The organism is Methylomonas subterranea (assembly GCF_024505185.1).
GTDB lineage: Bacteria > Pseudomonadota > Gammaproteobacteria > Methylococcales > Methylomonadaceae > Methylomonas > Methylomonas subterranea.
The window spans coordinates 32,375-55,076 of sequence record NZ_JANIBJ010000018.1 but is presented as its reverse complement, the minus strand read 5'-3'; the positions used below and the strand labels follow the sequence as shown (position 1 = coordinate 55,076).

Below are 22,702 nucleotides of genomic sequence, written 5' to 3'. Positions count from 1 at the left end.
CGGCATTATAAACTACCCCATGAAGGCTTTATCCATTCATAATCTAAAAAAGACCTATAACAACGGCTTCCAGGCCTTGAAAGGCGTGGATCTTGAAGTGGAAGACGGTGATTTCTTCGCCTTGCTGGGACCGAACGGGGCCGGTAAATCGACCTTGATAGGCATCATCAGTTCCCTGGTCACTAAAACCGCCGGCGAGGTTGGCGTCTTCGGTCACGATCTGGTCAAGGACAACGAACAAGCCAAGCGCTGCATCGGCCTGGTGCCGCAGGAAGTCAATTTCAATCAATTCGAAACCGTCAAAAATGTGGTGCTGATTCAGGCCGGTTATTACGGAATCTCGCGTAAACAGGCGCTGGCGCAAACCGAGCATTGTCTGAAGCAAATGGATTTATGGGACAAGCGCGATCTGGTGTCGCGGCGCTTGTCGGGCGGCATGAAGCGGCGCCTGATGATTGCCCGCGCCATGGTGCACAGACCAAGGCTCTTGATATTGGACGAACCGACCGCCGGGGTGGACATCGAAATTCGCCGCTCCATGTGGCAAATGATGCGGGAAGCGAACCGGCAGGGCACCACCATCATTTTAACCACCCATTATCTGGAAGAGGCGGAAAGCCTGTGCCGCAATATAGCCATCATCAATAACGGCCAAATCGTCGAAAAGTCGGCCATGAACAGTTTGCTGCGGCGCATCCATACCGAACATTTCGTTTTGAACATTGCCCAGCATCTGCAAGCGGCCCCGCTTATCGAGGGCTATGAGATAGAACTGGCCGAAGCCCAGTTGCTGAATGTGGCGGTGCCGAAAAGCCATGGCCTGAACCGCCTGTTTCAACAATTGACCGCCTTGGGAATAGAGGTCCTGAGTTTGAAAAACAAATCCAACCGGCTGGAACAACTTTTTATCGATCTGCTGCAATGAATTATTCCGTTCCGCTTTTTACCATCCTGTACAAGGAAATCCGCCGCTTTACCCGTATCTGGCCGCAAACCCTGCTGCCGCCGGCCATTACCACCGCCCTGTATTTTCTGATTTTCGGCAAGCTGATCGGCGGCCGCATCGGCTCCGTGCTGGGCGTGGCTTACATGGATTACATCGTGCCGGGAGTGATTCTGATGTCGGTGATCAGTCACGCCTTTTCCAACGTGGTGTCGTCGTTTTATTCCACCAAATTTCAGCACCATATCGAGGAGCTATTGGTGGCACCGGTGCCGAACTGGGTGATCCTGATCGGCTATGTCGGCGGCGGCATAGCCCGCGGCGTGCTGGTGGGGTTGGTGGTGGCCGGCATCTCCATGCTGTTTACCCGGGTCGGGGTGCTGTCCTGGAGTATCTCCATCGGGATGCTGCTGCTAACCGCCACCCTGTTCGCGCTGGCGGGTTTTATCAACGCGGTGTTTGCCGAAAGTTTCGACGATATTTCCATCATTCCCAATTTCGTGCTGACGCCCCTGAGTTATCTGGGCGGGGTGTTCTATTCGGTGGCCATGTTGCCGCCCGCCTGGCAAGTCATCGCCCAAGGCAACCCCATCATTTACATGATCAACGCCTTTCGGTTCGGCTTGATCGGCGTGACGGACGTGGATGTGACGCTGGCTTTTGAAATGACGCTCGGCTTGATCGCGTTTCTGACCTTGCTGAGCCTGTGGTTGCTGCGCAAGGGAGTGGGGATTAAAAACTGATCCGCGGCACTTCAACGACGTGGTTGGTTCGGGGTGGTTTCGGGCTGGGATTGGAGAACTATTTGATTTCTACCCGCCTTCTTGGCGCGATACAAGGCCTGGTCGGCCTGTTTCAGCGCGGCGTCGGGGCTTTCGCTGCCTATGTTCAATTGCGCAACCCCGATGGAAATGGTGATTTCGATCAGCGACATTTCATGCGCCAGCGGCGTGCCGGCCACCGTGTGAAGCAGACGTTCGGCCAGTACATAGGCTTCGGACAGCTCGGTGTCGGGCAGGATGATGGCAAACTCCTCGCCGCCCAGGCGTCCCACAATATCGATTTTGCGCTGTTGCGAGCGGATGATTTGGGCGAAATGCTGCAAAACCTCATCGCCGACGGCATGGCCGTAATGGTCGTTGATGCGCTTGAAATGATCGAGATCCAACATCAGCAAGGCCGATTGTAACTCGGCATTGCGCTGGATTCGATCGAATTCCTCCCGCAGGCGTACCAGAAAATGCCGGCGATTTAAAAAGCCGGTCAAACCGTCGGTGGTGGCCAATTCCCATAATTCTTCTTCCATCTCCCTATGCCGGGTAATGTCGATGCAGGAGCCGATGAAGCCGACGAATTCGCCGTCATTATTGAACCTGGGCGCGCCCGTATTGAGTATCCAGCGATATTCGCCGTCATGGCGCCTTAAACGAAACTCGACGTTAAACGGCTTACGGGTCTGATAATGCCATTGCAGCAGTTTAAGCACCAATTCCGTTTGCGACGGCTCCACTAAGTTGAGCCAGCCCTGGTCAAGTTGTTCCGGCAACGGACGCCCGGTAAAGCTCAACCACTGCTTGTTGAACCAGATGGCCGATTGCTTGACGTCCGTCAGCCAAATCAGCACGGGGGCCGAGTCGGCCAACAGGCGGAAGCGGGATTCGCTTTCCTGCAAGGCGCGGTTGACGGCCGCCGCCATGGCCAGGGCCTGGCCGCGCGTGATGTATTGGCGGGTCGATAGCGCAAGCAAAAGGCTCAAGCCGCCGCCGCCGACCAAAATGAGCAGGGGCTGATAATTGTTGAGCCAGTTTTTCAAACCGGCTTCGCTATGTATGACCAGTGTCCAGGTATGTCCGCCGACAGTCAGGTTCAGGCGTTTGCTGATGGCCTTTTGCGGCACGCGATCGATTTGGTCGCTATACATCAGCTTGGTGTCCGATACTTCCTCGCCATCGTAGATGCTCAGATGTAAATCGGCGCTGCGCTCGCCTCCGATGCCGCTCATGAAATCGCGCATGCGGAATGGCGCATATACCCAGCCGATAATGTGCTTGCGCCGCTCGGCCGCATTGTCGTGGGCTTGAAAGTTTTCGAACACCGGCAGGTACATCAAAAAACCGGCTTGAATGTCGCTGTCGATTTCCTGTACCAAGGTCACTTTGCCGGTCATGCCTACCGTGTTCATGTCGCGGGCATAAACCATGGCTTGACGGCGGGTGGGTTCGGTGAACATGTCGTAACCGAATGCCCGCAGATTGCGTCCGGCAAAAGGTTCCAGATAGATGATGGTGGTATACAGTTCCCGCTGTCCGGCGGGATGAATTTCATAGTCGGTAAAACCTTCCCGGCGGATCGATTCGAGATGAGCCGGCAGTTGCGCCGGCGCCACGATCAGGGAAAAACCGACCCCCTGTATGCCGGGATAACGGGCAGCAAGGTTTAAAGAGTCTATATAGCGCTGAAACTCGGATCGTTCGACTGCCACGGAAGCCGTGAACAAGCCGCGAGTCCCTTGAAGTACCTGTTGATAGTTGTCGATACGGTTTTCTATGGTTGCCAATAATTGCTTGACTCTGAAGTCGAAATACGCGCGGGTGTCTTGTGTCAGCGAACGTTGGGCCGAATGCCAGCCTGCGGCGGTAATCGACAGGCCCAGAACAAATACCAGGCATGCGCTGCCGTCGGTCTTTATTTTTGTTCGCCACGACCGCTTTGAGGCGCTTCGCCCGGGCTTTCCAGATGACATATCACATCCTGGCACACTTGAATGCACGCGTTGGTAGAGTGGTTTCAAGATAGACGTTGGATAGCAATGATACAAGTGGGGATTAAACCGCCGGACGGGCGGGGGAACTAAAGGCGGTTTCGTGCCGGAGACGCGGGATTGCGTCGATGGTTTTGCGCGTCGCGACCCTGCGCGCCCATGCCGGTACCCTCTATGAATGTAAAAATCCGTGGGGGGCTTAAAACTGCTTGTTTAGTCCGGTTTGCAGTAACGCCGCGTTGGCGGTGTGTCTCGACTTGATCTTGCCATCTACGACAAAGTGCTTTTGAGATGTTGGGCTAAACCATATCTCATGGTCGCCCTTACCTTGCCGGATAAAATAACAGCCTTGGGCTTTGAGCGCCTTTTTTAATGGCGGCGCGAAGTCGCCCATTAGCGAGCGTGAGAGCCGGTCCTACGTGCAAAATAGCCATCGAGCATAAATGGCAAATTTTGTTCGGAAAGCGCTTTGTGATTGGCTTCCATCAGTTCGGGAATGACGATCTTCAGCCGCTCTATCAAGGCATCCATTGTACTGGCAAGCCGTCAACGTCATGGCTTGTCGCGACCCAAACGCCAGCGTCCTCATCCCATTCCGCATTTATTTTTAATGGTTGCATAGATATCGTCCTTGATGCTCCTGTTTCCAGCGTTGTAAATCACAAAAGCATGAACGTTCACCCATTGCTGTTTGCGTCGAATATCCCTATCAATCCGGTAAATTGTAGATTCCGCTTTATAGAATATCGGCAATCATTGTTATCCCGCGCGCCTTGCGGATTCTTCGCGGTTTAAATGCCGAAGCTGGTATAAAGGGGAGGCGAGTGAGCCGGGTTTCGCCGTGGCGAAAACCGGCTTGGGGACGATAGGCCAGGCGGGCAATGGTTATTTTTTACTCATGAAGTAATAAACCGTCTGGCATTTCAAGACCATTTGATTGCCGCTTTTTTCGACGGCTTCGCAGGTCTCCATTTTTGAGCGGCCCGGCGCGGCCTGTTTGACCAGTTTGCCGTCTTGAATGGAATAGTTCAGCACGGCTTTTAGGCTGTCGAGACGGGCGTGAGCGTCTGAATCCTTGGTTATGCCTTCCAGGGTGCCGTCGGGTTTGATGTTCCAGGTGGTGTTGGAAGTTCTGGCGTTGCTGCCGTCGCGGTTGGCGGATTCTTTATCGATTTGCCAGGTTCCCAAGACATCGGCCTGAGTCAGGGCAACTTCGGCTGTCGCCGCAAACGATAAAACCAGCAGGGCAAGGACAGGAAGTGTTTGAATTCGCATGGTTAAAGCCTTTTGAGTCTTGTTTAAACGGGCTTGAATTGTAACACAGCCTGAACAGAACTATTAGGGATAGTAGGGTAATTGGCTGGCGCGCGGCGACTGGCCGGACGGCTAGCGGCAATCGAATTGTTTCGGCCAATCGCGATAGTTAAACACCTGGCCTTCCCGGCGCACGGTATCCACGGCGGCCAAATCGACGTCGGCATATACCCATTGCACTTTGTTGTATTCGCCGATGGCCAAGATGCCGTTGTTGGGGAAGCCCCGGTCCACCGGCGTGTAAATCGCCGCGGCGCCGCGGTTGATGTCAACCGCTTCCGACCAGTCCGCATCGCCGACCAGCGAGGCTTGCACGACGTAGCATTGGTTTTCCAGTGCGCGGGCCTGACAGCCTATCCGCACCCGGTAGTAACCCGCTTCGGTGTCCGTGCAGCTGGGCACCAGAATCAACGTGGCGCCGCGCTCCGCTTGCTGGCGGGCGTAGTGCGGGAATTCGCTGTCGTAGCAGATATTGATCGCTATCTTGCCGAATTTCGTATCGAACAGTTTGATGTCCAGGCCGCGTGAAATATGCCACTGCTCGTTCTCGAAGCGGGTCATGGTCAGTTTTTCCTGGAAATCCACCCCGCCTTGCGGGGTGAAGAAATAGGCGTGATTGCGGAACTCGCCGTTGTCGTGCTTGACAGGGTAGGTGCCGGCCTGGATGTAAACCCCGTGCTCGGCCGCCAGGGTTTTGAATAAGTCCAGATAATCCGCCAACAGGGTTTGCAAGGCGTCCAGTTGGCCGTTCAAGGAGCTGTAAGTTTCCTTGGGAAACAAAGACGCCAATTCCATGCAGGCATATTCCGGAAACAGCAGGATGTCGGCCTTGTGGTCGGCGGCGTCTTTTACCCAGCGGCGGGTTTTGGCTTCGAAATTTTCCCAGGTTTCCAGGAAGCTGATGTCGTATTGGGCGCTGGCGATTTTAGGCATGATCTTCCTTTAACCAGAAGGTCATCGGTTTGGGAGTTTCCTCGCTGTCGTCCAAATCTTTCCAGGAGTAAGTGGTATGCAACTCGGGGTGTTTGAAATAGCCTCGCTTGTTCCAGAACGCGTCCAGCGGCACATAATCGGCCGGTCGGCGCGGATGGTCGGCCGGACGCTCGACACAGCAGAAGGTGATATGCCGGAAGCCGCCCAAATCCTCGGCATGCGCTTCGCGCTGTTCGAAGAATTTCACCCCTATTCCCAGGCCGCGATAGGCCTTGTTCAACACCGATTCGCCGCAGTAGAACACCTGATCCGGGTCGTAACAGTGGTCGACAAAGGGCTTTTTCACCTCGGCGGTTTCGTATTTCAACGGTATCGCGGTCGATGCGCCGATGATGGCATCGCCGTCGAAGGCCAACACGATCACGCTTTCCGGACAGTCGATATAGGTTTGCAGGTATTTTTTCTCGTATTCGTAATCGCCGTCGTACAGATAGGGGAAATCGCGGAACACTTCGATGCGCAGACGCGCCAGTTCCGGGATGTATTGAATCAAGGCTTCGCCGCTTAGGCGCTGGATGCGGATGTCTTTGTTCATGTGAATTAAAGGTCAAATAATATACGGAACCCTGTTCGTCCGGGTTCGCCGGATCGGGGCCGCTATTGTATTGCAGGCCGTGCCGGCTTGCCTATGCCGAAAATGTCCGCGATCCCGGTTCAATCGTCTTCGTGCTCGTGAAAGTACATCTGCAGGGTCATTTTGGTGCGCATGTTGTTCTGGCGCATCTGCTCGATCAGGTGTTGCAGCAGATCCCTCAGCACGTAATAGCCCTGTTCGGGGCGGGCATCCAGAAATGCCAGCAGCGATGCGCCGGAAATTTTAGTTACCTGGCAATCGCTCACGGCTTTTACCTCGGCGCTGCGCGGGCCGCTGTCGAACAAAGACAACTCGCCGAAAATATCGTTGACCTTCAACTTGGCCAAGCGGGCCGGATGCTCTAAGGTGTCGTCAAGCTCGTAGCTGACCAGGGCTTCGCCTTGGGTGATTACGAATAAATCCCTGCCTTCCGAGCCTTCATCCAGCATGATGCTGTCGGCGGGGAAGGTCAGTTTTTCGCCCTCGACGGCGGCAGTAAATTCCGGGTCGGACAGCAGCTTCACTAATTTTTGCATGACTTTATCCTGTAAAAATGGTTGGAAAAACCATTGCCGCGACGGGAATGGCGGAATGGGTAATCAGTATAGTTTTATTGTGGGATTTTTCGCGTTTGGCTTGCATCCGGTCGCGGCGGGATTTCAGTGCAAGCGGCACAACTGTTAAAATGGGCCTGAACGGCTGTTAAAACCCGGTTTTAATCGGCATCCGACTTTCCCATCACTCGAAATTATCATGAAACTAGCAAAATCTTCCCGTTTTTCCCCTTGTCCGGGCCCCGTGGTCACTATCGTGCTGGATGGCGTCGGTATTTCGCCGCGCGAAGACGGCGACGCGGTCAAGTCCGCCCGCACCCCCACTCTGGATAGCTTGATGGCAAATTATCCGATGACCCGATTGCTTGCGCACGGCACGGCGGTCGGCATGCCCAGCGACGAGGACATGGGCAACAGCGAAGTCGGCCACAATGCCTTCGGCGCCGGCCGGGTGTTTGCCCAGGGCGCCAAACTGGTCGCCGAATCGATCAACTCCGGCCATCTGTGGCAAGGCCATGCCTGGCGGGAAGTAGTCGCCGCCGCCAAGCAGGGCGGTACTTTGCATTTCCTGGGCTTGTTCTCGGATGGTAATGTGCATTCGCATATCGACCATTTGAAAGCGATGCTGGAACGCGCCAAGCAGGAAGGCGTGGCCAAGGCGCGGATTCACATTCTGCTGGACGGCCGCGATGTCGGCGAAACCTCCGCATTGGATTACGTCGATCCGTTCGAAGTCTATCTGGACGGTTTGCGCGGCCCTGAGTTCGATGTGGCGATTGCTTCCGGCGGCGGTCGCATGAAAATCACCATGGACCGCTATGAAGCAGATTGGAGCATGGTCAAGCGCGGCTGGGATATCCACGTGTTAGGCCAGGGCCGCCAGTTCGCCAGCGCCCGTGAAGCCATCGAAACCTTCCGTAGCGAAACAAACGTGATCGACCAGGATTTGCCCGGCTTCGTGATTGCAAAAGACGGCAAGCCGCTGGGTACCATAGTCGACGGCGACGCGGTGGTGTTCTTCAACTTTCGCGGCGACCGCGCCATCGAAATTTCCCGCGCCTTTACCGAAGAACAGTTTTGCCCGTTCGAGCGCGGCCCGCTGCCGAAAGTGACTTATGCCGGCATGATGCAATACGACGGCGACACCAAACTGCCGCCGCGTTTTCTGGTGGAGCCGCCAACCATAGACCGTACCCTGGGCGAATATCTGGCCAAAAACGGCATCAGCCAATACGCCATCAGCGAAACCCAGAAATTCGGCCACGTGACTTATTTCTGGAACGGCAACCGCTCCGGTAAATTCGACGAAGCTTCCGAAACCTACGTGGAAATCCCCAGCGACGTGGTGCCGTTCGAGCAACGGCCCTGGATGAAATGCGCGGAGATCACCGATACCCTGATAGCCGCGGTACGCAGCGGCCAGTACAAATACCTGCGGGTCAATTACGCCAACGGCGACATGGTCGGCCACACCGGCAATTTCGAGGCGGCGGTCACCGCCATGCAGGGCCTGGATTTGCAACTGGCGCGGCTGATTCCGGTGATTCTGGAAATGAACGGCACCGCGATCATCACCGCCGACCACGGCAACGCCGACGAAATGTACGAACTGGATAAGAAAGGCAATGTGACCCGCAACGCCGAAGGCCGCACCAAGGCCAAGACCTCGCACACCCTGAACCCGGTGCCCTTCGTGTTGGTGTCCGGAGAGAACCCCGGCTACGGTTTACGGCGGGATTTACCTAGAGCCGGTCTGTCGAATGTGGCGGCGACCGTCTTGAATCTGCTGGGTTTCGAAGCGCCGGAGGATTACGATCCCAGCCTGATCGAAGCGGTTTAAAGCTCGCGCGGACGCTTGCCGCGGATATCCGTGGCAAGCTACGCTAATCGGACCCGCGGCTCTTGTATATCTGCCTTGCCCAGCGAATCACCAAGGGTATGAAGAAAACAAGGTAAACGATCAATACCGTCCAGGTAGGCGCATTCAACTCGGATGAGCCGGCGGCTCCGCCGCCCGCGATGAAAACAAGCATGAAGCCGGCGAATAGGCCGGCGAACACCTTGCCAATAAAAGCGATCAGTCGGCCGTCATCGATTATGGGGGCTTCCGCTGTCGGTATCCGGGAGGGCAGCAACAGAATCGCGACAAGGGCCAGTAGTTGGGTGAATAATCCCAGAGCGAACCAGCCGGCCACATTCAGCCCTTTTCGCTTGGCAATGAAAGCCGTCAGCCCGGAGGTTGTCACCACAATTGCAATGCCAACAAGGTTAAAAACGGAGTCCATGGCGCACCTCTTCAGCGAACGATTATTAAAATGTAGGGCGGATTCGCGACAGCAATCCGCCATGTCGAGGGCAGCACCATGGTTGGCGCCATGGCGGATTGTCGCTATCGCTCCGAATCCGCCTTACGCTTCGCAAATCGGACCCCCGGCTCTTATGGTCATTCCGCCGCCGAGGGTAAATCCGTTACGTCGCCGCTCCAATGTAATGGCAACAAGCCATCGGAGACATAACGGTGAAAGCTCGAATATGGCCAATCGCAAATCCGCTGCACGTAACCATGTTTCAAGGGGTTGATATGAATATAATCGACATGACGATTGTAATCGTATTGACCGGTGATGGTATGTTCCCACAGGCGCCGTTGCCAGATACCACGCTCGCCGCGTCGTTTCCGGGTCGCGGATAATCGTTCGGTTTTCGGCATTTGTTTGGAGAACAGTAATTTAATCAGGCGCCAGCGTAACGAGAAGTCATGGGTATCGGGCGGTAGGGTCCAGATGCAATGCATGTGATCCGGTAGCACCACCCAGGCATCGATATGGAAAGGATACAAACGTTTCACTTGCCGCACCGAATCGCGCAGCAAGTCAATATGGTCAATCAGCAAGGTTCGGCGTCGTTCCAGCAAATTCACGGTAAGAAAGTAGCAACCACCAGCAACGAAGTTCCGTCGATAATTGGGCATCTCGTCATCCTTAAAAGCCGTTCAAACGCCTAAAGACTAGCAGAGTGGCTAGAGAGGCGTAGGGCGGATTCGCGATAGCAATCCGCCATGTTGATTGAGGACGGCGCCGTAGTTAGCGCCATGGGCAATACCATGGCGGATTGTCGCTACCGCTCCGAATCCGCCTTACGCGGATTGTCTTCACCTACTTCGGCCGCCGAGGCGAGAGAAAGCCGAGGATGAGGAGGGCGGCACCGACCGCCGCTTCGAACTTCACGAGCATCCAGAACCAATTCGGTTCAACGGTGCGCAGTACAACGTTTGCACCAAGCCAAGTCTTTCCAAGTGCTGCTGAGCCGGCAGCATACGAAAGCACCACGGCTCCCAGGATAAACAGAAGTAGGGAATTAGCGTTGCGCGGGATGCGCAACATTGTTCGCCGAAACGGATCGATGAAGGCGAAGGCAAGCCAGAAGGCTCCGCCGACAGCAAGTAGCGTGAACAACAAAGCTTCGACCGTTACGCCAGTCGACGCCGAGGCGTCCATCGAGATCAGAACAAGGGTGGTCCCTACGGTAGAGGTCGGGCTGTGAGGACGCATTTGGGTGCCGGGTGGTTTCGGTTTAGGCGTAGGGTGGATTCGCGATAGCAATCCGCCATGTTGAGGACGGCGCCGTAGTTAGCGCCATGGCCAATACCATGGCGGATTGTCGCTACCGCTCCGAATCCGCCTTACGCGGGTTTTCCAACCAGAAACGATGGGCGCTTTCAGTCACCCGTGCGGTGACAAGAGCCTATCCGAATAGTTGGTTTATCAACCTGATGGGCCAGGAAATACGATCCGACCGACAATTGGCACATTGGTTTGATGTTTCTCAGTGGATTCGTCTTGCGTGAGGAGCCGTGTACGGACCCGTACGCACGGTTCTGTGGGCAGACGGGATCTGCGGCTCCCTCTGACCCGATGTCCGAGTTTATGCGTTTGTTAAACGTTTTCATCGTGAAAGTATCTCGACTGCAAGAAATGTAAATCCGATTAGTAGAAATATTACTTTCAACAAAAAAAGCGCGAATGAAGGATAATCGAGCCAGCCAGGCTTTAGATACTCCCCTTCAATACTGTTGGTCGCCTGCCATTGTTTAAGCTCTTCTCCGCGAAGCCAATGTCGCAGAAGAAGAGCGCCGACGAAGCTTTGCAAGACATCGGCAATGAAAAAAGCCACAAAAAAAGCAAGCCCCCATAAGACGCATAATGAAAATGCGCCTTCAGGTGTTTTAAGTACCCAGCATATTGCTGCTCCGGCGAACCCAAGTTTCCGTGATACTTCTGTAATATCCTTTGTGTACGACTTGTACTGATCCCAGGCCTCAGAATTCTTCATTCTTTTTTCAATGGGATAGTTCCCGTCAGTGGGCGAGGCCCATCGTCACGAGTACCAGGGTTTCCCGTTGGCACTCTTGCCGGCGACACCGGCTGTTGTGGTTGCGGTTGCAAAGGTTTCTGTTCTGCCATCACGGTTTCCCTTTTTACGTTTAACGTTAAGGGTAACTTGACGGCGAAAGCGTAGCGACGATAGGAGCGTAGCTTTTGCCGGTCAAGTTGACCCGCTGGTTAGGCCAAATTGGTAACTGCGAGCTTCTTGGTTTTCTTACACCATTCATTCTATTTCGATTGCCCATTTGTTCCATAAACCTATTACAAATAGGCTCATTAGCCCAATTACACCCAGTATGCTACACAGTAAATATACCCAAGCCCCTGGTATAAAATTTAGCAACGCATTATTTGAGCTAATTGGCCAAAATGGTTGCATATCTGCATGCATGATACTGTCCAACAACACATGGGAAAATGTACCAATAAAAGCACCTGTAGAAGCCGCAAACCAAGAAATTTTTGAATTCACTTGCAGCCATTTCAAGTATTTAAAATTTAGTAAGAAATTCCATGAACGAAGCAACCATTGGCATACTATTTTGCCCATGAAAAGAGTAAGCAACCCAATCGTGAATGCACCTAGATACGTGTGTGTAAAACCATGCAGCACGCTATCGTGCCGCACAATTCTTATTAACGGCTCCAGATCAATAGCAACTTGAGCGAATCCGAAAATTGTCAAACTAAAATAGCGCCCTGTTACAGCCTTAATTGCTGCTCCCGGCCCCATGTGAAATGGCGTAAATGGCATGTCTTCTTCTGGCCTAACTATTGATTATCAGGCAAATCTGCCCGATAAGTTGATATTACCCGGCTTTTCAGGCACTTTTGCTCTGATAGTACCCAAACCGGGCAAATGTGCCTTGATAATCCGATATTAGCCATAAATTCGGGCAGATTTGCCTATATAATAGATTTTCGCCTGACTATAGTTGCTAATGCTCTTGTGTCAAGTTCAAAATCGCCGTCTTTGTTGCAAGCTGTTCGCCGCGCCATGCGGCTCAAGCATTATTCGCCGCATACCGAACCTACCTATTCCGAGTGGATCAAGCAATCCGCCGTGTCGAGGACAGACCCATGGTCCACGCCGTGGTTAGCGCCATGGCCAATACCATGGCGGATTGTCGCTAGCGCTCCGAATCCGCCCCGCGCGGGTTTTTCGGGTCAGCTATTTATCTCGCATGCGTAGCGTTTCATTTTTGCAATCTTCCCCGCCGCGCATCCATCGGATTTTGTTGTAACGGCCGATAAATCTCCACCCGGTCGCCGTCGGTCAGTATCCGGTCCGGTTTGCAGACCGAGCCGAAGATGCCTATTTTTTGCGCCGATAAATCGATCTCGGCAAACTGGCTCAATATGCCGGATGCCAAAATAGCCTGTTCTGCGGCGGCGCCGGCGGGCAGGCTGACGGCGATGACGGCTTGCCGTTCGGGCGTGGCGTAAGCCACTTCCACGTTGATCAAGCCGTCAGCCATAAACGGCTTTGGCGCGTTGGGTGAACGAGCCGACCATGGTGTTGCAGATTTGGTTGAACACCGGGCCGAAGGCCAGGCTGGCGAAGGTGCTGGCGATTTCGAATTCCAGATCCAGCGAGATTTTGCTGGCGTCTTCGCGTAGCGGCATGAAACTCCAGACGCCTTCCAGGGATTTGAAGGGGCCGTCCAGCAGGCTGATGGTGATGCGGCCGCCGGGGTCCACCACATTGCGGGTGGAAAAGGATTTATGAAAGCCGGCCTTGGCAATTTGGATTTCGCCCTCGACAATATTGCCTTCGCGGCGCAGGATACGGCTGCCGCCGCACCAAGGTAAAAACTTGGAATAGGATTCGATGTCGTCGACCAGATCGAACATCTGCTTGGCGGAAAATTTCACCAGGGCGCTTTTTTGTACCACGGAGATCATTAAAGCACTCCCAGTACATGCAGAAACACCAGAAATACCGCCGCGGGCGCCACGAATTTGATCAACACGTGCCAAGCCCGGAAGCCTTCCGCCCGCAGTTCCAGTTCCTGTTCCGCGTGGCCGGTTTTCATCATCCAGCCGGCAAACACGGCGATGGCCATGCCGCCCAGCGGCAGCATCAGATTGGCGGTCAGGTAGTCCAGCAGTTCGAACAGGTTTTTGTCGAACAGTTTCAGGTCGGCCCAGATGTTGAACGAAAATACCACGCCCACGCCCAGCGTCCAGCAAGCGGCGCCGGACCACAGGCTGGCCCGGTGGCGTTCGATGTTTTTGTTTTCCACCAGCCAGGTCACCGCCGGTTCGATCAGCGAGATGGAAGATGACAGGGCGGCAAAAAACAGCAGGATGAAAAACAGCAGGCCGAACAGCCAGCCGCCGCTCATGTGGCCGAAAGCCAGCGGCAGGGTTTGGAAAATCAGGCCCGGTCCGGCACTGGCTTCCAGGTTGTTGGCGAATACCAGCGGAAAAATGGCGATGCCTGCCAATAAGGCCACCACGGTATCGGCGCCGGCGATATAGAAGGTGGTTTTGGCGATCGATATGTGGTTGGGCAGATAGGAACCGTACACCATGATGGCGCCCATGCCCAGGCTCAGGGTAAAGAAGGCGTGGCCCATGGCGGTCAGCACCGCGTCGGCGTCTATCTTGCTGAAATCGGGACTGAACATAAAGTTCACGCCCTGTTCGTAGGCGCCGGTGGACATGGCGTAAGCCACCAGCAGGATCAAAATCACGAACAGGGTCGGCATCAAAAAGCGCACGGCTTTTTCCAGGCCGTTCTGTACCCCTTGCATGACGAAATACATAGTGCTCATCATGAAGGCCGTGTGCCAGAAGATTTGTTGTACCGGGCTGGCCATCAGGTTCTCGAACAGGCGTTTGATTTCGCCGGCGTCGCTGTTGATGAATTGGCCGAAAAAGGCCTTGACGATGTAGGCCATGGCCCAGCCGGCGATCACGCTGTAATAGGCCAGGATCAAAAAGCCGGCGATCATGCCGGTCCAGCCGAGATAATGCCAACGCGGGTCGGCGCCGGCTTCCGCCGCCAGGGATTTCATGCTGTTGATGGGGCTTTGCCGGCCGCGGCGGCCCAGCATGATTTCGGCAATCATGATCGGAATGCCGAGCGCGGCCACGCACAGCAAATAGACCATCACGAAGGCGCCGCCGCCGTTTTCGCCGGTAATATAGGGGAATTTCCAGATATTGCCGAGACCGACCGCCGAACCGGTGGCGGCCAGAATGAATATGAAACGCGACGACCATTGGCCGTGAATGGATTGGGTTTTTTCCGTCATGCTGCCAAGCTCCGTGATTAAGTCGTTATTTTGTGGGCTGGTCGGGTAAAATATCAAAATTATTGTTTTCAGTCAGTCTAAAAAAGCGACGCAACGCCATGGCAGCCAAAAAATCCAAAAAGGACAGCAAGCAAACCGACAATACCATTGCCGTCAATCGGCAGGCGTCCCACGAATATTTCATAGAAGAACAATTCGAGGCCGGGCTGGTGTTGGAAGGTTGGGAAGTGAAGAGTCTGCGCGACGGGCGCATACAGCTGAAGGAAAGTTATGTCGACATCAAGCGCGGCGAAGCTTGGTTGTGCGGCGCGCATGTTTCGCCGATGCTGTCGGCGTCCACGCATGTCAATCCGGATGCGGTGCGGCGGAAAAAACTGTTGCTGCACAAGCGCGAACTCAGCCGGCTGATCGGTTCGGTGGAACGCAAGGGCTTTACCCTGATTCCCTTGTCCATGTACTGGGTCAGGGGGCGGGCCAAGCTGAAAATCGGTCTGGCCAAGGGTAAAAAATTGCACGATAAGCGCGCCACCGCCAAGGACAAGGATTGGCAGCGGGAGAAGGCGCGGGTCATGAAACATGGCTGATGCCGCCGATAAGCGGGCCGGTTTGCTGAGCGCCGAACACAGCCTGTTGCTGGTCGTCGATCTGCAAGGCTGGTTGCTGGCGGCCATGCCGCCGGCGGAAGCGCAAGACGTGCTGGATAATACGGTCGTCATGTTGCGGGCGGCCGCGTTGCTGGATGTGCCGGTGCTGTTGACCGAGCAATATCCCAAGGGCCTGGGGCCTAGCGTCGAAGCGGTCGGACTGGCCCTGCCGGAAGCCGCCGGTTATTTCGAAAAGAGCGCGTTTTCCTGTTGCGGCAGCGCGGAGTTCAATCATGCCCTGCGGGCCGGCGGTAAGCGCCAAGTCGTGATTGCCGGCCAGGAAGCCCATGTTTGCGTGCTGCAGACTGCCTTCGAGTTACAACAACAAGGTTTCGAGGTGTTCGTGGTCGAGGACGCGGTATGCTCGAGAGCGGTCAGGCACAAGGAAAGCGCCCTCTGGCGCATGCGCCAGGCCGGTGTCGGCGTGGTCTGTCACGAGTCGGTGTTGTTTGAATGGTTGCGCGACGCCCGTCATCCCCAGTTTAAAAGTATTTCCGCGCTGTTGCGCTAGCTTATCGATTTGCCAGATGAAAAAAATCGCTTCATTACTCGCTTGTCTGCTGATTGCCGCCGGTTTGTCCGCTTGCGGCGAATCCGTTCCGGATGTAGTCAAATTCGAGGGCTTTGCCCAAGGAACCACCTATCACGTCAGTTACTGGTCGCCAACGCCGGTCGATGGCAAGGCCGTGGAAACCCAGGTGAATTCCGCGCTTGCCGAGATCGATAAACAATTATCCAATTACCGCCCCGATTCGGTGATCGAGGGCTTTAATGCCAACCCGTCGGCCGAAAGCCAGTTCGTCGGTACTGAAATCGTTGATCTGATCCGGGTGGCGGCCAAGGTCGGTCATGCCAGCCAGGGCTGTTACGATTTGACTGTGAAGCCGCTGTTCGAGCTGTGGGGTTTTCGGGGAGATGCCCTGACCATGCCCGAGGACGAGGTGCTGCAACGGGCGCTCGGCGAGGTGGGTTTGGATAAGGTGGCGGTTGTCGACGATAGCCATCTGCAAAAGCCGGCTGGAGTCACGGTGGATGTGTCGTCGGTGGCGCAGGGCTACAGCGTGGAAAAAATCAGCTGGATTCTGGAGCAGCGGGGGGTGCGCGACTATCTGGTGGAAATCGGCGGCGAACTGAAAACAAACGGCCACAAGCCGGACGGTTCGGCTTGGCGCATCGCGGTGGAAAAGCCGCTGCCGGGCGACCAACGGCTTCTGAAAATATTGACCGCGCCCAGGGACCAACCGTTCGCGGTGATGACTTCGGGAACTTACCGGCACTATTTCGATGTCAACGGACAGCGCTATAGCCATATTCTGGACGCGCGTAGCGGCAAGCCGGTTAGTCATGACTTGGTGGCGGTCACCGTGTTGCACGAAGATCCCACCGTGGCCGATGCCTGGTCCACCGCCTTGTTGTGCGTGGGGCAACAGCAAGGCATGCGACTGGCGGACGCGGAAAATTTGCGAGTCTTGTTCATCCAGCAGCAAGGCGATGTTTTGGTGGAAAGCAAATCGCGGGCCTTGGAGGCCAGCGGTCTGACGATTGAGTGAGCCGTAACTGCCGTCCGCCAGCCCGGCGGCGGGTTTTTCAAGGGGGAGCCGATGTTTGATTTGACCAATGATTTGCAGTTTTCCGTGCATGGCGGGGCCGATTCCGGCGGAGGCGTGGCCGGCAGCGTCGAGGGATTGCTCGGTTTCCTGGAGGGTTTGCTGAACTTGTCGCCGGCCGAAATGTTTGCCGAGCTGATGCCGGGGCTGTCCGCGCTGGATAATCCGCATCCCTTGCTGGTGCATTTTCCCATCGCCTTGCTGATAGTGTTCTTCCTGCTGGACTTGAGCGGAACCTTGGCCGGCAAAGCCGACTGGCGGCGGGCGGCGGGTTGGTTTTTATATTTCGGCGCCTTGTTTGCCGGCTTTACGGTTGCGGCCGGTCTGCTTGCCGCCGGCTCGGTTGCGCATGGCGGCGATGTACATGAGATTATGGAAACCCATGAGCACCTGGGGATTTCGGTGTTCGCGCTGTCGGCCGTGCTGGCGGGCTGGCGCTGGCTGGCCAAGGGGCAAATATCTGGCCCCGCCAACACCTTATATTTGTTATCCGCCGGCATATTGGCCGTGCTGTTGATCTTTACGGCCGATTTCGGCGGTTTGATGGTTTATAAATACGGCGTCGCCGTAGAGCCGGTGAGCGAGATGAATCAAGACGCCGCCGCGCTGCACCAGCATGGCGAGGCCGCCGCCTTGCCGGCATCGGACGATGACGAGGAGGACGATGGGCATGTTCACGATCACCAAGACCACGCACATTGACGGCGAGGATTTTTAGGGCGGTTTTACGGGTTTTTTTGCGGCTTGTAAGCGTGAAATCACGGGCTTGTGTGGTATTCTAGCCGGCCTTTTTTGTGAGGCTTTTTATGCGTACCCGCGTTAAAATTTGCGGCTTTACCCGGATGGAGGATGCGCGGGCCGCGGCCCGTCTGGGAGTGGATGCGATAGGGCTGGTATTTTATTCCCAGAGTCCGCGTAACGTGTCGATTGCCAAGGCAATCGAGATAACCCGGGCCCTGCCGGCTTTCGTCAGCGTGGTCGGCCTGTTCGTGGATGCCGAGCCGGATTGGGTCAGGGATGTGCTGGCCGAGGTAAATGTCGATTGCCTGCAGTTTCACGGCGACGAATCGCCCGAAGAGTGCCGGCTTTACGGCAAGCCCTACATCAAGGCGGTGCGCATGCGGCCGGACACCGATCTGGAGGGGATTGAAGCCCAATATGCCGACGCGGCCGGTCTGTTGCTGGATGCCTATCATCCCGACTTGCAAGGCGGCACGGGCGGCGGGTTTGACTGGGACCTGATTACCGGTAAGCTGGCATTGCCCTTGATTCTGGCGGGCGGCTTGTCGGCCGGCAACGCGGCAGAGGCAGTGCGGCGGGTCAGACCGTATGCGCTGGACGTGAGTAGCGGGGTGGAAGCCGGCAAGGGCATCAAGGATGCAGAAAAAATGGCTGCCTTTATAAAAAAAATTAATCAAACGACGTAAAACGACTATGACAGACAAATACGATATGCCGGATGCCCGGGGCCACTTCGGGCCGTACGGGGGTATCTTTGTGGCGGAAACGCTGATGCCGGCAATAACCGAACTGAATGAGGCTTATCAGCGCTATTTGGTCGATCCGGAATTTATCGCCGAACTGGACGCCGATCTGCGGGATTACGTCGGCCGGCCGTCGCCGCTGTACCATGCGCAACGCTGGAGCAAGCACCTGGGCGGCGCGCAAATTTATCTGAAGCGGGAAGACCTGAATCATACCGGCGCCCACAAGGTCAACAACACCGTCGGTCAGGCCTTGCTGGCCAAGCGCATGGGCAAGACCCGCATCATCGCCGAAACCGGCGCCGGACAGCACGGCGTGGCCACGGCCACGGTGGCTGCCCGCTTGGGCCTGGAATGCGTGGTGTACATGGGCGCGGTCGATGTGGCCCGTCAGGCGCTGAACGTGTACCGGATGAAATTGCTCGGCGCCACCGTAGTGGCGGTCGAGTCCGGCTCCAAAACCCTGAAGGACGCCCTCAACGAAGCCTTGCGCGATTGGGTGACCAATATCGACAACACCTTTTATATTATCGGTACCGTGGCTGGTCCGCATCCCTATCCGGCCATGGTGCGCGATTTTCAGGCCGTGATCGGCCGCGAAGCCAAGCAGCAGTGTGTCGACCAGGCCGGGCGTCTGCCGGATGCCCTGGTGGCATGCGTCGGCGGCGGCTCCAACGCCATCGGTCTGTTTTATCCGTTTATCGAAGACAAATCGGTCAAAATGTACGGCGTCGAAGCCGCTGGCGATGGTGTCGAAACAGGACGGCATTCCGCGCCACTGTGTGCCGGCCGGCCCGGCGTGTTGCACGGCAACCGTACCTACCTGATGGCGGACGACGACGGCGAAATTATCGAAACCCATTCCATTTCCGCCGGCCTGGATTACCCAGGTGTCGGCCCGGAGCACGCCTGGTTGAAGGATACCGGCCGCGCCCAGTACGTCAATATCACCGACGATGAAGCGCTGGAAGGTTTTCACGCCCTGACCCGCATGGAAGGCATCATTCCGGCCCTGGAATCCAGCCACGCCCTGGCGTATACCATGAAACTGGCGCCGACCCTGCGCAAGGATCAAATCATTATCGTTAATTTGTCCGGACGCGGTGACAAAGACATGCACACCATCATGCAACGCGAGGGGATCAGCTTATGAGCCGCCTTGCCAACAAATTCGCCGAACTGAAAGCCTCCGGCCGCAAGGCGCTGATTCCCTTCATCACGGCCGGCGATCCCTATCCGGAATTTACCGTGCCGCTGCTGCACCAGATGGTGGCTGCCGGCGCCGACCTGATCGAACTGGGCGTGCCGTTTTCCGATCCGATGGCCGATGGCCCGGTGATCCAGCGCGCCAGCGAGCGGGCCTTGGCGCATAAGGTCGGTTTGCGTAAAGTGCTGAGCATGGTCATGGAGTTTCGGAAAACCGATCAAACCACGCCGCTGGTCTTGATGGGTTACCTGAATCCCATCGAAATGATGGGTTATGAAGATTTTGCCAACGCCGCGCAACGGGCGGACGTCGACGGCGTGCTGACGGTGGACTTGCCGCCGGAGGAAGCCGAAAGCTGCGTGGCCTTGTTGCGCGAGCGCGGCATAGACCAAATTTTTCTGCTGGCGCCCAATAGCGATGCCGAGCGGATTCGAAAAATGGATGCGGTCGGTAGCGGTTATCTGTATTACGTGTCCTTGAAGGGCGTCACCGGCGCCGGCCACCTGGATACCGGCGACGTCAAGGAAAAACTGGCCTTGATCCGCGCCAACACGGCCTTGCCGGTTGGAGTCGGTTTTGGCGTGAAGGATGCCGAAACCGCCAAGACCGTCGCCGATCTAGCCGATGGCGTGGTGGTCGGCAGTGCGCTGATCAGCAAGGTGGAAGCCAGCCTTGACGATCCCGAGCAGGCAAGGCGGGACATTATCACCTTGTTGAAGTCCATGCGTTCGGCGATGGATAGTTAAGCATTCAAGCGGAGTAGACAACGAATGAGTTGGTTTGAAAAATTAGTCCCTTCCGTCATCAGAACCGACACGGCGGAAAAAAAGACTACCGTACCGGAAGGTTTGTGGAACAAATGCCCGCGCTGCGACGCCATTCTGTTCAATGCGGAATTGGTGAAAAATTCCAGTGTCTGTCCCAAATGCGAGCATCATTTGCGTATCAATGCCCGAACCCGGCTGGACCTGTTTCTGGATCCGGAGGGCCGGGTCGAGATCGGCGCCGGCCTGAAGCCCTCCGATCCGCTGAAATTCAAGGACAGCAAGAGCTACAGGGATCGCATCAAGCAAGCGCAAAAAGCCAGCAGCGAAAACGATGCCCTGGTGGTGATGAAAGGCACGTTGAAAGGTCGGGGCATTGTGGCGGCGGCCTTCGACTTTACCTTTATGGGCGGTTCGATGGGTTCGGTGGTCGGCGAGCGTTTCGTGCGCGGCATCAATCAAAGTCTGCAAGACGGGGTGCCGTTTATCGTGTTTACCGCCAGCGGCGGCGCCAGAATGCAGGAGTCGCTGTTTTCCCTGTTTCAAATGACCAAAACCAGCGCGGCCTTGACCCGCTTGGCGGAAGCGGGCATTCCCTATATTTCCTTCATGACCGACCCGACCATGGGCGGCGTATCGGCCAGTCTGGCCATGCTGGGCGACATCAATGTCGCCGAGCCGGATGCCTTGATCGGTTTTGCCGGGCCGCGGGTGATTGAGCAAACCGTGCGGGAAAAATTGCCCGAGGGTTTCCAGCGTAGCGAGTTTCTGCAAGAGCATGGCGCCATCGACATGATCGTCGACCGCCGTGAAATGCGCGACAAAATCGCCAGTATTTTGTCCATGCTGTTTCCCCATGCGCCGCGGAACCAGCCCGTTCCCGAACAAGCCAGCGCGGCCGCCGACAGCGAAGTATTCGTCAATTAATCCGCATGCCGCGTTTTTCAGCGTTGGCTGATTGGCTGGCCTGGCAAGAGCAGTCTCACCCCAGGCCGATAGACCTGGGTTTGGAGCGCGTGGCGGGCGTTTTCGCGCGGCTGGCGGCCCAGCCGGAAAAAGTCCCCACCATCACGGTGGGAGGTACCAACGGCAAGGGCTCCTGCGTGGCTTTTCTGGAGGCCATTTACCGGGCGCAAGGCTATAAGGTCGGCGCTTATACTTCTCCGCATATTCTGCGTTACAACGAAAGGATAAGGATAGACGGGCAACCAGTGGCGGATGAGGCTATTTGCGCGGCGTTCGAACGTATCGACGCGGCGCGGGTCGACACCAGTCTGAGCTATTTCGAATTCGGTACTCTGGCGGCGCTGGATATTTTCAGCCGGGCCGGGGTGGATATACGGATTCTGGAGGTGGGGTTGGGCGGGCGCCTGGACGCCGTCAACATCATCGATGCGGATGTGGCCGTGGTTACCACCATCGCCATTGACCATGTCGATTGGCTGGGTGATACCGTGGAAGCCATCGGCCGGGAAAAAGCCGGTATCTTCCGCGCCGGCGCGCCGGCCGTGATCGGCGATCAACAGGCACCGGCTTCCTTGATTAGTAGCGCTCGGCAAAAGCGGGCGGACATTTTTCAAATCGGCCGGGCCTTTGACTACCGTAAGCATGCCGACCATTGGGACTGGTGGACGCAACGGACGGAATTGAGCGGCTTGCCCTTGCCCGGATTGCTGGGCGAACATCAATTCAGAAATGCCTCGGCCGTGATCATGGCGGTATGTTGTCTGCGAGAGCGTTTGCCGGTGGCGGAATCGGCCATTCGGGAGGGTTTGCGTAATGCGCAATTAAGCGGCCGTTTTCAACTGATAGACGGAAAACCGCCGGTTTTGCTCGATGTCGGGCATAATCCGCAGGCCGTGCAAACCCTGTTGAGTTATTTGCGGACTTACTTTCCGGATGTCAAAATTCACGCACTGTTTGCCATGATGAAGGACAAGGATATCGCCGGGGTTTTGGCGCTGATGCGGGACAGAGTGGATCATTGGTATCTGGCGCCGTTGAAAAATCCGCGCGCGGCGAACGAGGAAGTGTTGAATGCTTATTTTCAGCAGCAAGACATAACAAATGTGAACAAGGGCTACGCCGACTTTTCAGCCGCTTTCGACTCGGCCCGTCGCCAAGCCGGGCCGGGCGAATTGATCCTGATTTTCGGCTCGTTTTTTTTGGTTTCCGAGTATTTATCGCAATTTGCCTAAAGGTGATCAAC

The 22,702-nt window shown here is 55.9% G+C and carries 28 protein-coding genes; 13 read left to right on the top strand and 15 right to left on the bottom strand.

Features of this window, described 5'->3' with window-relative positions:
• The first annotated feature begins 19 nt into the window (after positions 1-19).
• Complete coding sequence (locus NP590_RS11105; protein WP_256602454.1) at positions 20-925, top strand: ABC transporter ATP-binding protein; 906 nt, start codon at positions 20-22, stop codon at positions 923-925.
• The gene (locus NP590_RS11100; protein WP_256602452.1) at positions 922-1,686 is read left to right on the top strand and encodes an ABC transporter permease; all 765 of its coding nucleotides are present in this window, start codon (positions 922-924) and stop codon (positions 1,684-1,686) included. Before NP590_RS11105 ends, NP590_RS11100 begins: the two co-directional genes overlap by 4 nt.
• Before the next feature lie 11 nt (positions 1,687-1,697).
• On the opposite strand, the gene NP590_RS11095 is transcribed toward NP590_RS11100, so the two are convergent.
• The 7 genes from NP590_RS11095 to NP590_RS11070 all read right to left on the bottom strand — a co-directional run bounded on the left by NP590_RS11095 (position 1,698) and on the right by NP590_RS11070 (position 7,121).
• Entirely contained in the window at positions 1,698-3,686 is a 1,989-nt protein-coding gene (locus NP590_RS11095) for a CHASE domain-containing protein (RefSeq protein ID WP_256602451.1), read from the bottom strand.
• Between the two features lie 217 nt (positions 3,687-3,903).
• Positions 3,904-4,098, bottom strand: a complete 195-nt coding sequence (locus NP590_RS11090; RefSeq protein WP_256602450.1) for a type II toxin-antitoxin system HicA family toxin — start codon at positions 4,096-4,098, stop codon at positions 3,904-3,906.
• A gap of 124 nt (positions 4,099-4,222) precedes the next feature.
• The gene (locus NP590_RS20595) at positions 4,223-4,324 is read right to left on the bottom strand and encodes a DUF1902 domain-containing protein (RefSeq protein WP_371927295.1); all 102 of its coding nucleotides are present in this window, start codon (positions 4,322-4,324) and stop codon (positions 4,223-4,225) included.
• Between the two features lie 265 nt (positions 4,325-4,589).
• Positions 4,590-4,979: a hypothetical protein gene (locus NP590_RS11085; protein ID WP_256602449.1), complete on the bottom strand. Its 390-nt coding sequence runs from the start codon at positions 4,977-4,979 to the stop codon at positions 4,590-4,592.
• Positions 4,980-5,090: 111 nt separating this feature from the next.
• Entirely contained in the window at positions 5,091-5,951 is an 861-nt protein-coding gene (locus NP590_RS11080) for a carbon-nitrogen hydrolase family protein (protein ID WP_256602448.1), read from the bottom strand.
• Entirely contained in the window at positions 5,944-6,546 is a 603-nt protein-coding gene (locus NP590_RS11075; protein WP_256602447.1) for a GNAT family N-acetyltransferase, read from the bottom strand. Before NP590_RS11075 ends, NP590_RS11080 begins: the two co-directional genes overlap by 8 nt.
• A gap of 119 nt (positions 6,547-6,665) precedes the next feature.
• Positions 6,666-7,121: a Crp/Fnr family transcriptional regulator gene (locus tag NP590_RS11070; protein WP_256602446.1), complete on the bottom strand. Its 456-nt coding sequence runs from the start codon at positions 7,119-7,121 to the stop codon at positions 6,666-6,668.
• A gap of 217 nt (positions 7,122-7,338) precedes the next feature.
• Between NP590_RS11070 and gpmI the strand changes: the two genes are divergently transcribed.
• The gene (gene gpmI, locus NP590_RS11065) at positions 7,339-8,979 is read left to right on the top strand and encodes a 2,3-bisphosphoglycerate-independent phosphoglycerate mutase (RefSeq protein WP_256602445.1); all 1,641 of its coding nucleotides are present in this window, start codon (positions 7,339-7,341) and stop codon (positions 8,977-8,979) included.
• A gap of 43 nt (positions 8,980-9,022) precedes the next feature.
• Here gpmI and NP590_RS11060 read toward each other — a convergent pair whose 3' ends face one another.
• From NP590_RS11060 to NP590_RS11050, 3 genes are all read right to left on the bottom strand, one after another.
• Positions 9,023-9,424 (bottom strand): hypothetical protein, encoded by a 402-nt coding sequence (locus NP590_RS11060; protein WP_256602443.1) that lies wholly within the window; start codon positions 9,422-9,424, stop codon positions 9,023-9,025.
• A 158-nt stretch (positions 9,425-9,582) separates the two neighbouring features.
• A complete protein-coding gene (locus NP590_RS11055) occupies positions 9,583-10,110 on the bottom strand; it encodes an REP-associated tyrosine transposase (RefSeq protein ID WP_256602441.1) in 528 nt (175 codons plus the stop codon).
• 184 nt (positions 10,111-10,294) lie between these two features.
• A complete protein-coding gene (locus NP590_RS11050; RefSeq protein ID WP_256602440.1) occupies positions 10,295-10,636 on the bottom strand; it encodes a hypothetical protein in 342 nt (113 codons plus the stop codon).
• 140 nt (positions 10,637-10,776) lie between these two features.
• Between NP590_RS11050 and NP590_RS11045 the strand changes: the two genes are divergently transcribed.
• Positions 10,777-10,986, top strand: coding sequence for a hypothetical protein (locus tag NP590_RS11045; RefSeq protein ID WP_256602439.1), 210 nt, complete (start codon positions 10,777-10,779; stop codon positions 10,984-10,986).
• Between the two features lie 98 nt (positions 10,987-11,084).
• Here NP590_RS11045 and NP590_RS11040 read toward each other — a convergent pair whose 3' ends face one another.
• The 5 genes from NP590_RS11040 to NP590_RS11020 form a co-directional block, all read right to left on the bottom strand.
• Positions 11,085-11,471: a hypothetical protein gene (locus NP590_RS11040; RefSeq protein WP_256602438.1), complete on the bottom strand. Its 387-nt coding sequence runs from the start codon at positions 11,469-11,471 to the stop codon at positions 11,085-11,087.
• Between the two features lie 276 nt (positions 11,472-11,747).
• Positions 11,748-12,278 carry a DUF4184 family protein gene (locus NP590_RS11035; RefSeq protein ID WP_256602437.1) on the bottom strand — a complete coding sequence of 177 codons (531 nt, stop codon included), beginning with the start codon at positions 12,276-12,278 and terminating at the stop codon, positions 11,748-11,750.
• A gap of 442 nt (positions 12,279-12,720) precedes the next feature.
• Positions 12,721-13,002, bottom strand: a complete 282-nt coding sequence (locus NP590_RS11030) for an RnfH family protein (RefSeq protein WP_256602436.1) — start codon at positions 13,000-13,002, stop codon at positions 12,721-12,723.
• Positions 12,995-13,429: a type II toxin-antitoxin system RatA family toxin gene (locus NP590_RS11025; protein ID WP_256602435.1), complete on the bottom strand. Its 435-nt coding sequence runs from the start codon at positions 13,427-13,429 to the stop codon at positions 12,995-12,997. Before NP590_RS11025 ends, NP590_RS11030 begins: the two co-directional genes overlap by 8 nt.
• A complete protein-coding gene (locus tag NP590_RS11020) occupies positions 13,429-14,787 on the bottom strand; it encodes a sodium-dependent transporter (RefSeq protein ID WP_256602434.1) in 1,359 nt (452 codons plus the stop codon). The genes NP590_RS11025 and NP590_RS11020 overlap by 1 nt, the downstream gene beginning before the upstream one ends.
• Positions 14,788-14,885: 98 nt before the next feature.
• Here NP590_RS11020 and smpB point away from each other — a divergent pair, with 98 nt between their 5' ends.
• From smpB to folC, 9 genes are all read left to right on the top strand, one after another.
• Positions 14,886-15,371, top strand: coding sequence for an SsrA-binding protein SmpB (gene smpB / locus NP590_RS11015; protein ID WP_256602433.1), 486 nt, complete (start codon positions 14,886-14,888; stop codon positions 15,369-15,371).
• Positions 15,364-15,942: an isochorismatase family protein gene (locus NP590_RS11010; RefSeq protein ID WP_256602432.1), complete on the top strand. Its 579-nt coding sequence runs from the start codon at positions 15,364-15,366 to the stop codon at positions 15,940-15,942. The genes smpB and NP590_RS11010 overlap by 8 nt, the downstream gene beginning before the upstream one ends.
• Positions 15,943-15,958: 16 nt before the next feature.
• The gene (locus NP590_RS11005) at positions 15,959-16,981 is read left to right on the top strand and encodes an FAD:protein FMN transferase (RefSeq protein WP_256602431.1); all 1,023 of its coding nucleotides are present in this window, start codon (positions 15,959-15,961) and stop codon (positions 16,979-16,981) included.
• Positions 16,982-17,032: 51 nt separating this feature from the next.
• Entirely contained in the window at positions 17,033-17,740 is a 708-nt protein-coding gene (locus tag NP590_RS11000) for a DUF2231 domain-containing protein (RefSeq protein ID WP_256602430.1), read from the top strand.
• A 104-nt stretch (positions 17,741-17,844) separates the two neighbouring features.
• Positions 17,845-18,465, top strand: a complete 621-nt coding sequence (locus NP590_RS10995) for a phosphoribosylanthranilate isomerase (RefSeq protein WP_256602429.1) — start codon at positions 17,845-17,847, stop codon at positions 18,463-18,465.
• A gap of 7 nt (positions 18,466-18,472) precedes the next feature.
• Entirely contained in the window at positions 18,473-19,675 is a 1,203-nt protein-coding gene (gene trpB / locus NP590_RS10990) for a tryptophan synthase subunit beta (RefSeq protein ID WP_256602428.1), read from the top strand.
• Complete coding sequence (gene trpA, locus NP590_RS10985; RefSeq protein WP_256602427.1) at positions 19,672-20,475, top strand: tryptophan synthase subunit alpha; 804 nt, start codon at positions 19,672-19,674, stop codon at positions 20,473-20,475. Before trpB ends, trpA begins: the two co-directional genes overlap by 4 nt.
• Positions 20,476-20,499: 24 nt before the next feature.
• Positions 20,500-21,420, top strand: a complete 921-nt coding sequence (gene accD, locus NP590_RS10980) for an acetyl-CoA carboxylase, carboxyltransferase subunit beta (protein WP_256602426.1) — start codon at positions 20,500-20,502, stop codon at positions 21,418-21,420.
• Positions 21,421-21,425: 5 nt separating this feature from the next.
• Entirely contained in the window at positions 21,426-22,691 is a 1,266-nt protein-coding gene (gene folC, locus NP590_RS10975; protein WP_256602425.1) for a bifunctional tetrahydrofolate synthase/dihydrofolate synthase, read from the top strand.
• The last annotated feature ends 11 nt before the right edge of the window (positions 22,692-22,702 follow it).

Excerpts from the sequence above, each read along its gene's own strand:
- NP590_RS11080 (WP_256602448.1), bottom strand. The coding sequence starts at position 5,951 with ATGCCTAAAATCGCCAGCGCCCAATACGACATCAGCTTCCTGGAAACC.
- NP590_RS11095 (WP_256602451.1), bottom strand. The coding sequence starts at position 3,686 with ATGTCATCTGGAAAGCCCGGGCGAAGCGCCTCAAAGCGGTCGTGGCGA.
- NP590_RS11000 (WP_256602430.1), top strand. The coding sequence starts at position 17,033 with ATGTTTGATTTGACCAATGATTTGCAGTTTTCCGTGCATGGCGGGGCC.
- NP590_RS10995 (WP_256602429.1), top strand. The coding sequence starts at position 17,845 with ATGCGTACCCGCGTTAAAATTTGCGGCTTTACCCGGATGGAGGATGCG.
- folC (WP_256602425.1), top strand. The coding sequence starts at position 21,426 with ATGCCGCGTTTTTCAGCGTTGGCTGATTGGCTGGCCTGGCAAGAGCAG.
- NP590_RS11040 (WP_256602438.1), bottom strand. The coding sequence starts at position 11,471 with ATGAAGAATTCTGAGGCCTGGGATCAGTACAAGTCGTACACAAAGGAT.
- trpA (WP_256602427.1), top strand. The coding sequence starts at position 19,672 with ATGAGCCGCCTTGCCAACAAATTCGCCGAACTGAAAGCCTCCGGCCGC.
- NP590_RS11070 (WP_256602446.1), bottom strand. The coding sequence starts at position 7,121 with ATGCAAAAATTAGTGAAGCTGCTGTCCGACCCGGAATTTACTGCCGCC.
- NP590_RS11085 (WP_256602449.1), bottom strand. The coding sequence starts at position 4,979 with ATGCGAATTCAAACACTTCCTGTCCTTGCCCTGCTGGTTTTATCGTTT.
- NP590_RS11035 (WP_256602437.1), bottom strand. The coding sequence starts at position 12,278 with ATGCCATTTACGCCATTTCACATGGGGCCGGGAGCAGCAATTAAGGCT.
- NP590_RS11105 (WP_256602454.1), top strand. The coding sequence starts at position 20 with ATGAAGGCTTTATCCATTCATAATCTAAAAAAGACCTATAACAACGGC.
- accD (WP_256602426.1), top strand. The coding sequence starts at position 20,500 with ATGAGTTGGTTTGAAAAATTAGTCCCTTCCGTCATCAGAACCGACACG.
- NP590_RS11050 (WP_256602440.1), bottom strand. The coding sequence starts at position 10,636 with ATGGACGCCTCGGCGTCGACTGGCGTAACGGTCGAAGCTTTGTTGTTC.
- NP590_RS11020 (WP_256602434.1), bottom strand. The coding sequence starts at position 14,787 with ATGACGGAAAAAACCCAATCCATTCACGGCCAATGGTCGTCGCGTTTC.
- trpB (WP_256602428.1), top strand. The coding sequence starts at position 18,473 with ATGACAGACAAATACGATATGCCGGATGCCCGGGGCCACTTCGGGCCG.
- NP590_RS11055 (WP_256602441.1), bottom strand. The coding sequence starts at position 10,110 with ATGCCCAATTATCGACGGAACTTCGTTGCTGGTGGTTGCTACTTTCTT.
- NP590_RS11045 (WP_256602439.1), top strand. The coding sequence starts at position 10,777 with ATGGCCAATACCATGGCGGATTGTCGCTACCGCTCCGAATCCGCCTTA.
- NP590_RS11005 (WP_256602431.1), top strand. The coding sequence starts at position 15,959 with ATGAAAAAAATCGCTTCATTACTCGCTTGTCTGCTGATTGCCGCCGGT.
- NP590_RS11100 (WP_256602452.1), top strand. The coding sequence starts at position 922 with ATGAATTATTCCGTTCCGCTTTTTACCATCCTGTACAAGGAAATCCGC.
- NP590_RS11075 (WP_256602447.1), bottom strand. The coding sequence starts at position 6,546 with ATGAACAAAGACATCCGCATCCAGCGCCTAAGCGGCGAAGCCTTGATT.
- NP590_RS11030 (WP_256602436.1), bottom strand. The coding sequence starts at position 13,002 with ATGGCTGACGGCTTGATCAACGTGGAAGTGGCTTACGCCACGCCCGAA.
- smpB (WP_256602433.1), top strand. The coding sequence starts at position 14,886 with ATGGCAGCCAAAAAATCCAAAAAGGACAGCAAGCAAACCGACAATACC.
- NP590_RS11090 (WP_256602450.1), bottom strand. The coding sequence starts at position 4,098 with ATGGGCGACTTCGCGCCGCCATTAAAAAAGGCGCTCAAAGCCCAAGGC.
- NP590_RS11025 (WP_256602435.1), bottom strand. The coding sequence starts at position 13,429 with ATGATCTCCGTGGTACAAAAAAGCGCCCTGGTGAAATTTTCCGCCAAG.
- NP590_RS11010 (WP_256602432.1), top strand. The coding sequence starts at position 15,364 with ATGGCTGATGCCGCCGATAAGCGGGCCGGTTTGCTGAGCGCCGAACAC.
- gpmI (WP_256602445.1), top strand. The coding sequence starts at position 7,339 with ATGAAACTAGCAAAATCTTCCCGTTTTTCCCCTTGTCCGGGCCCCGTG.
- NP590_RS11060 (WP_256602443.1), bottom strand. The coding sequence starts at position 9,424 with ATGGACTCCGTTTTTAACCTTGTTGGCATTGCAATTGTGGTGACAACC.
- NP590_RS20595 (WP_371927295.1), bottom strand. The coding sequence starts at position 4,324 with ATGCAACCATTAAAAATAAATGCGGAATGGGATGAGGACGCTGGCGTT.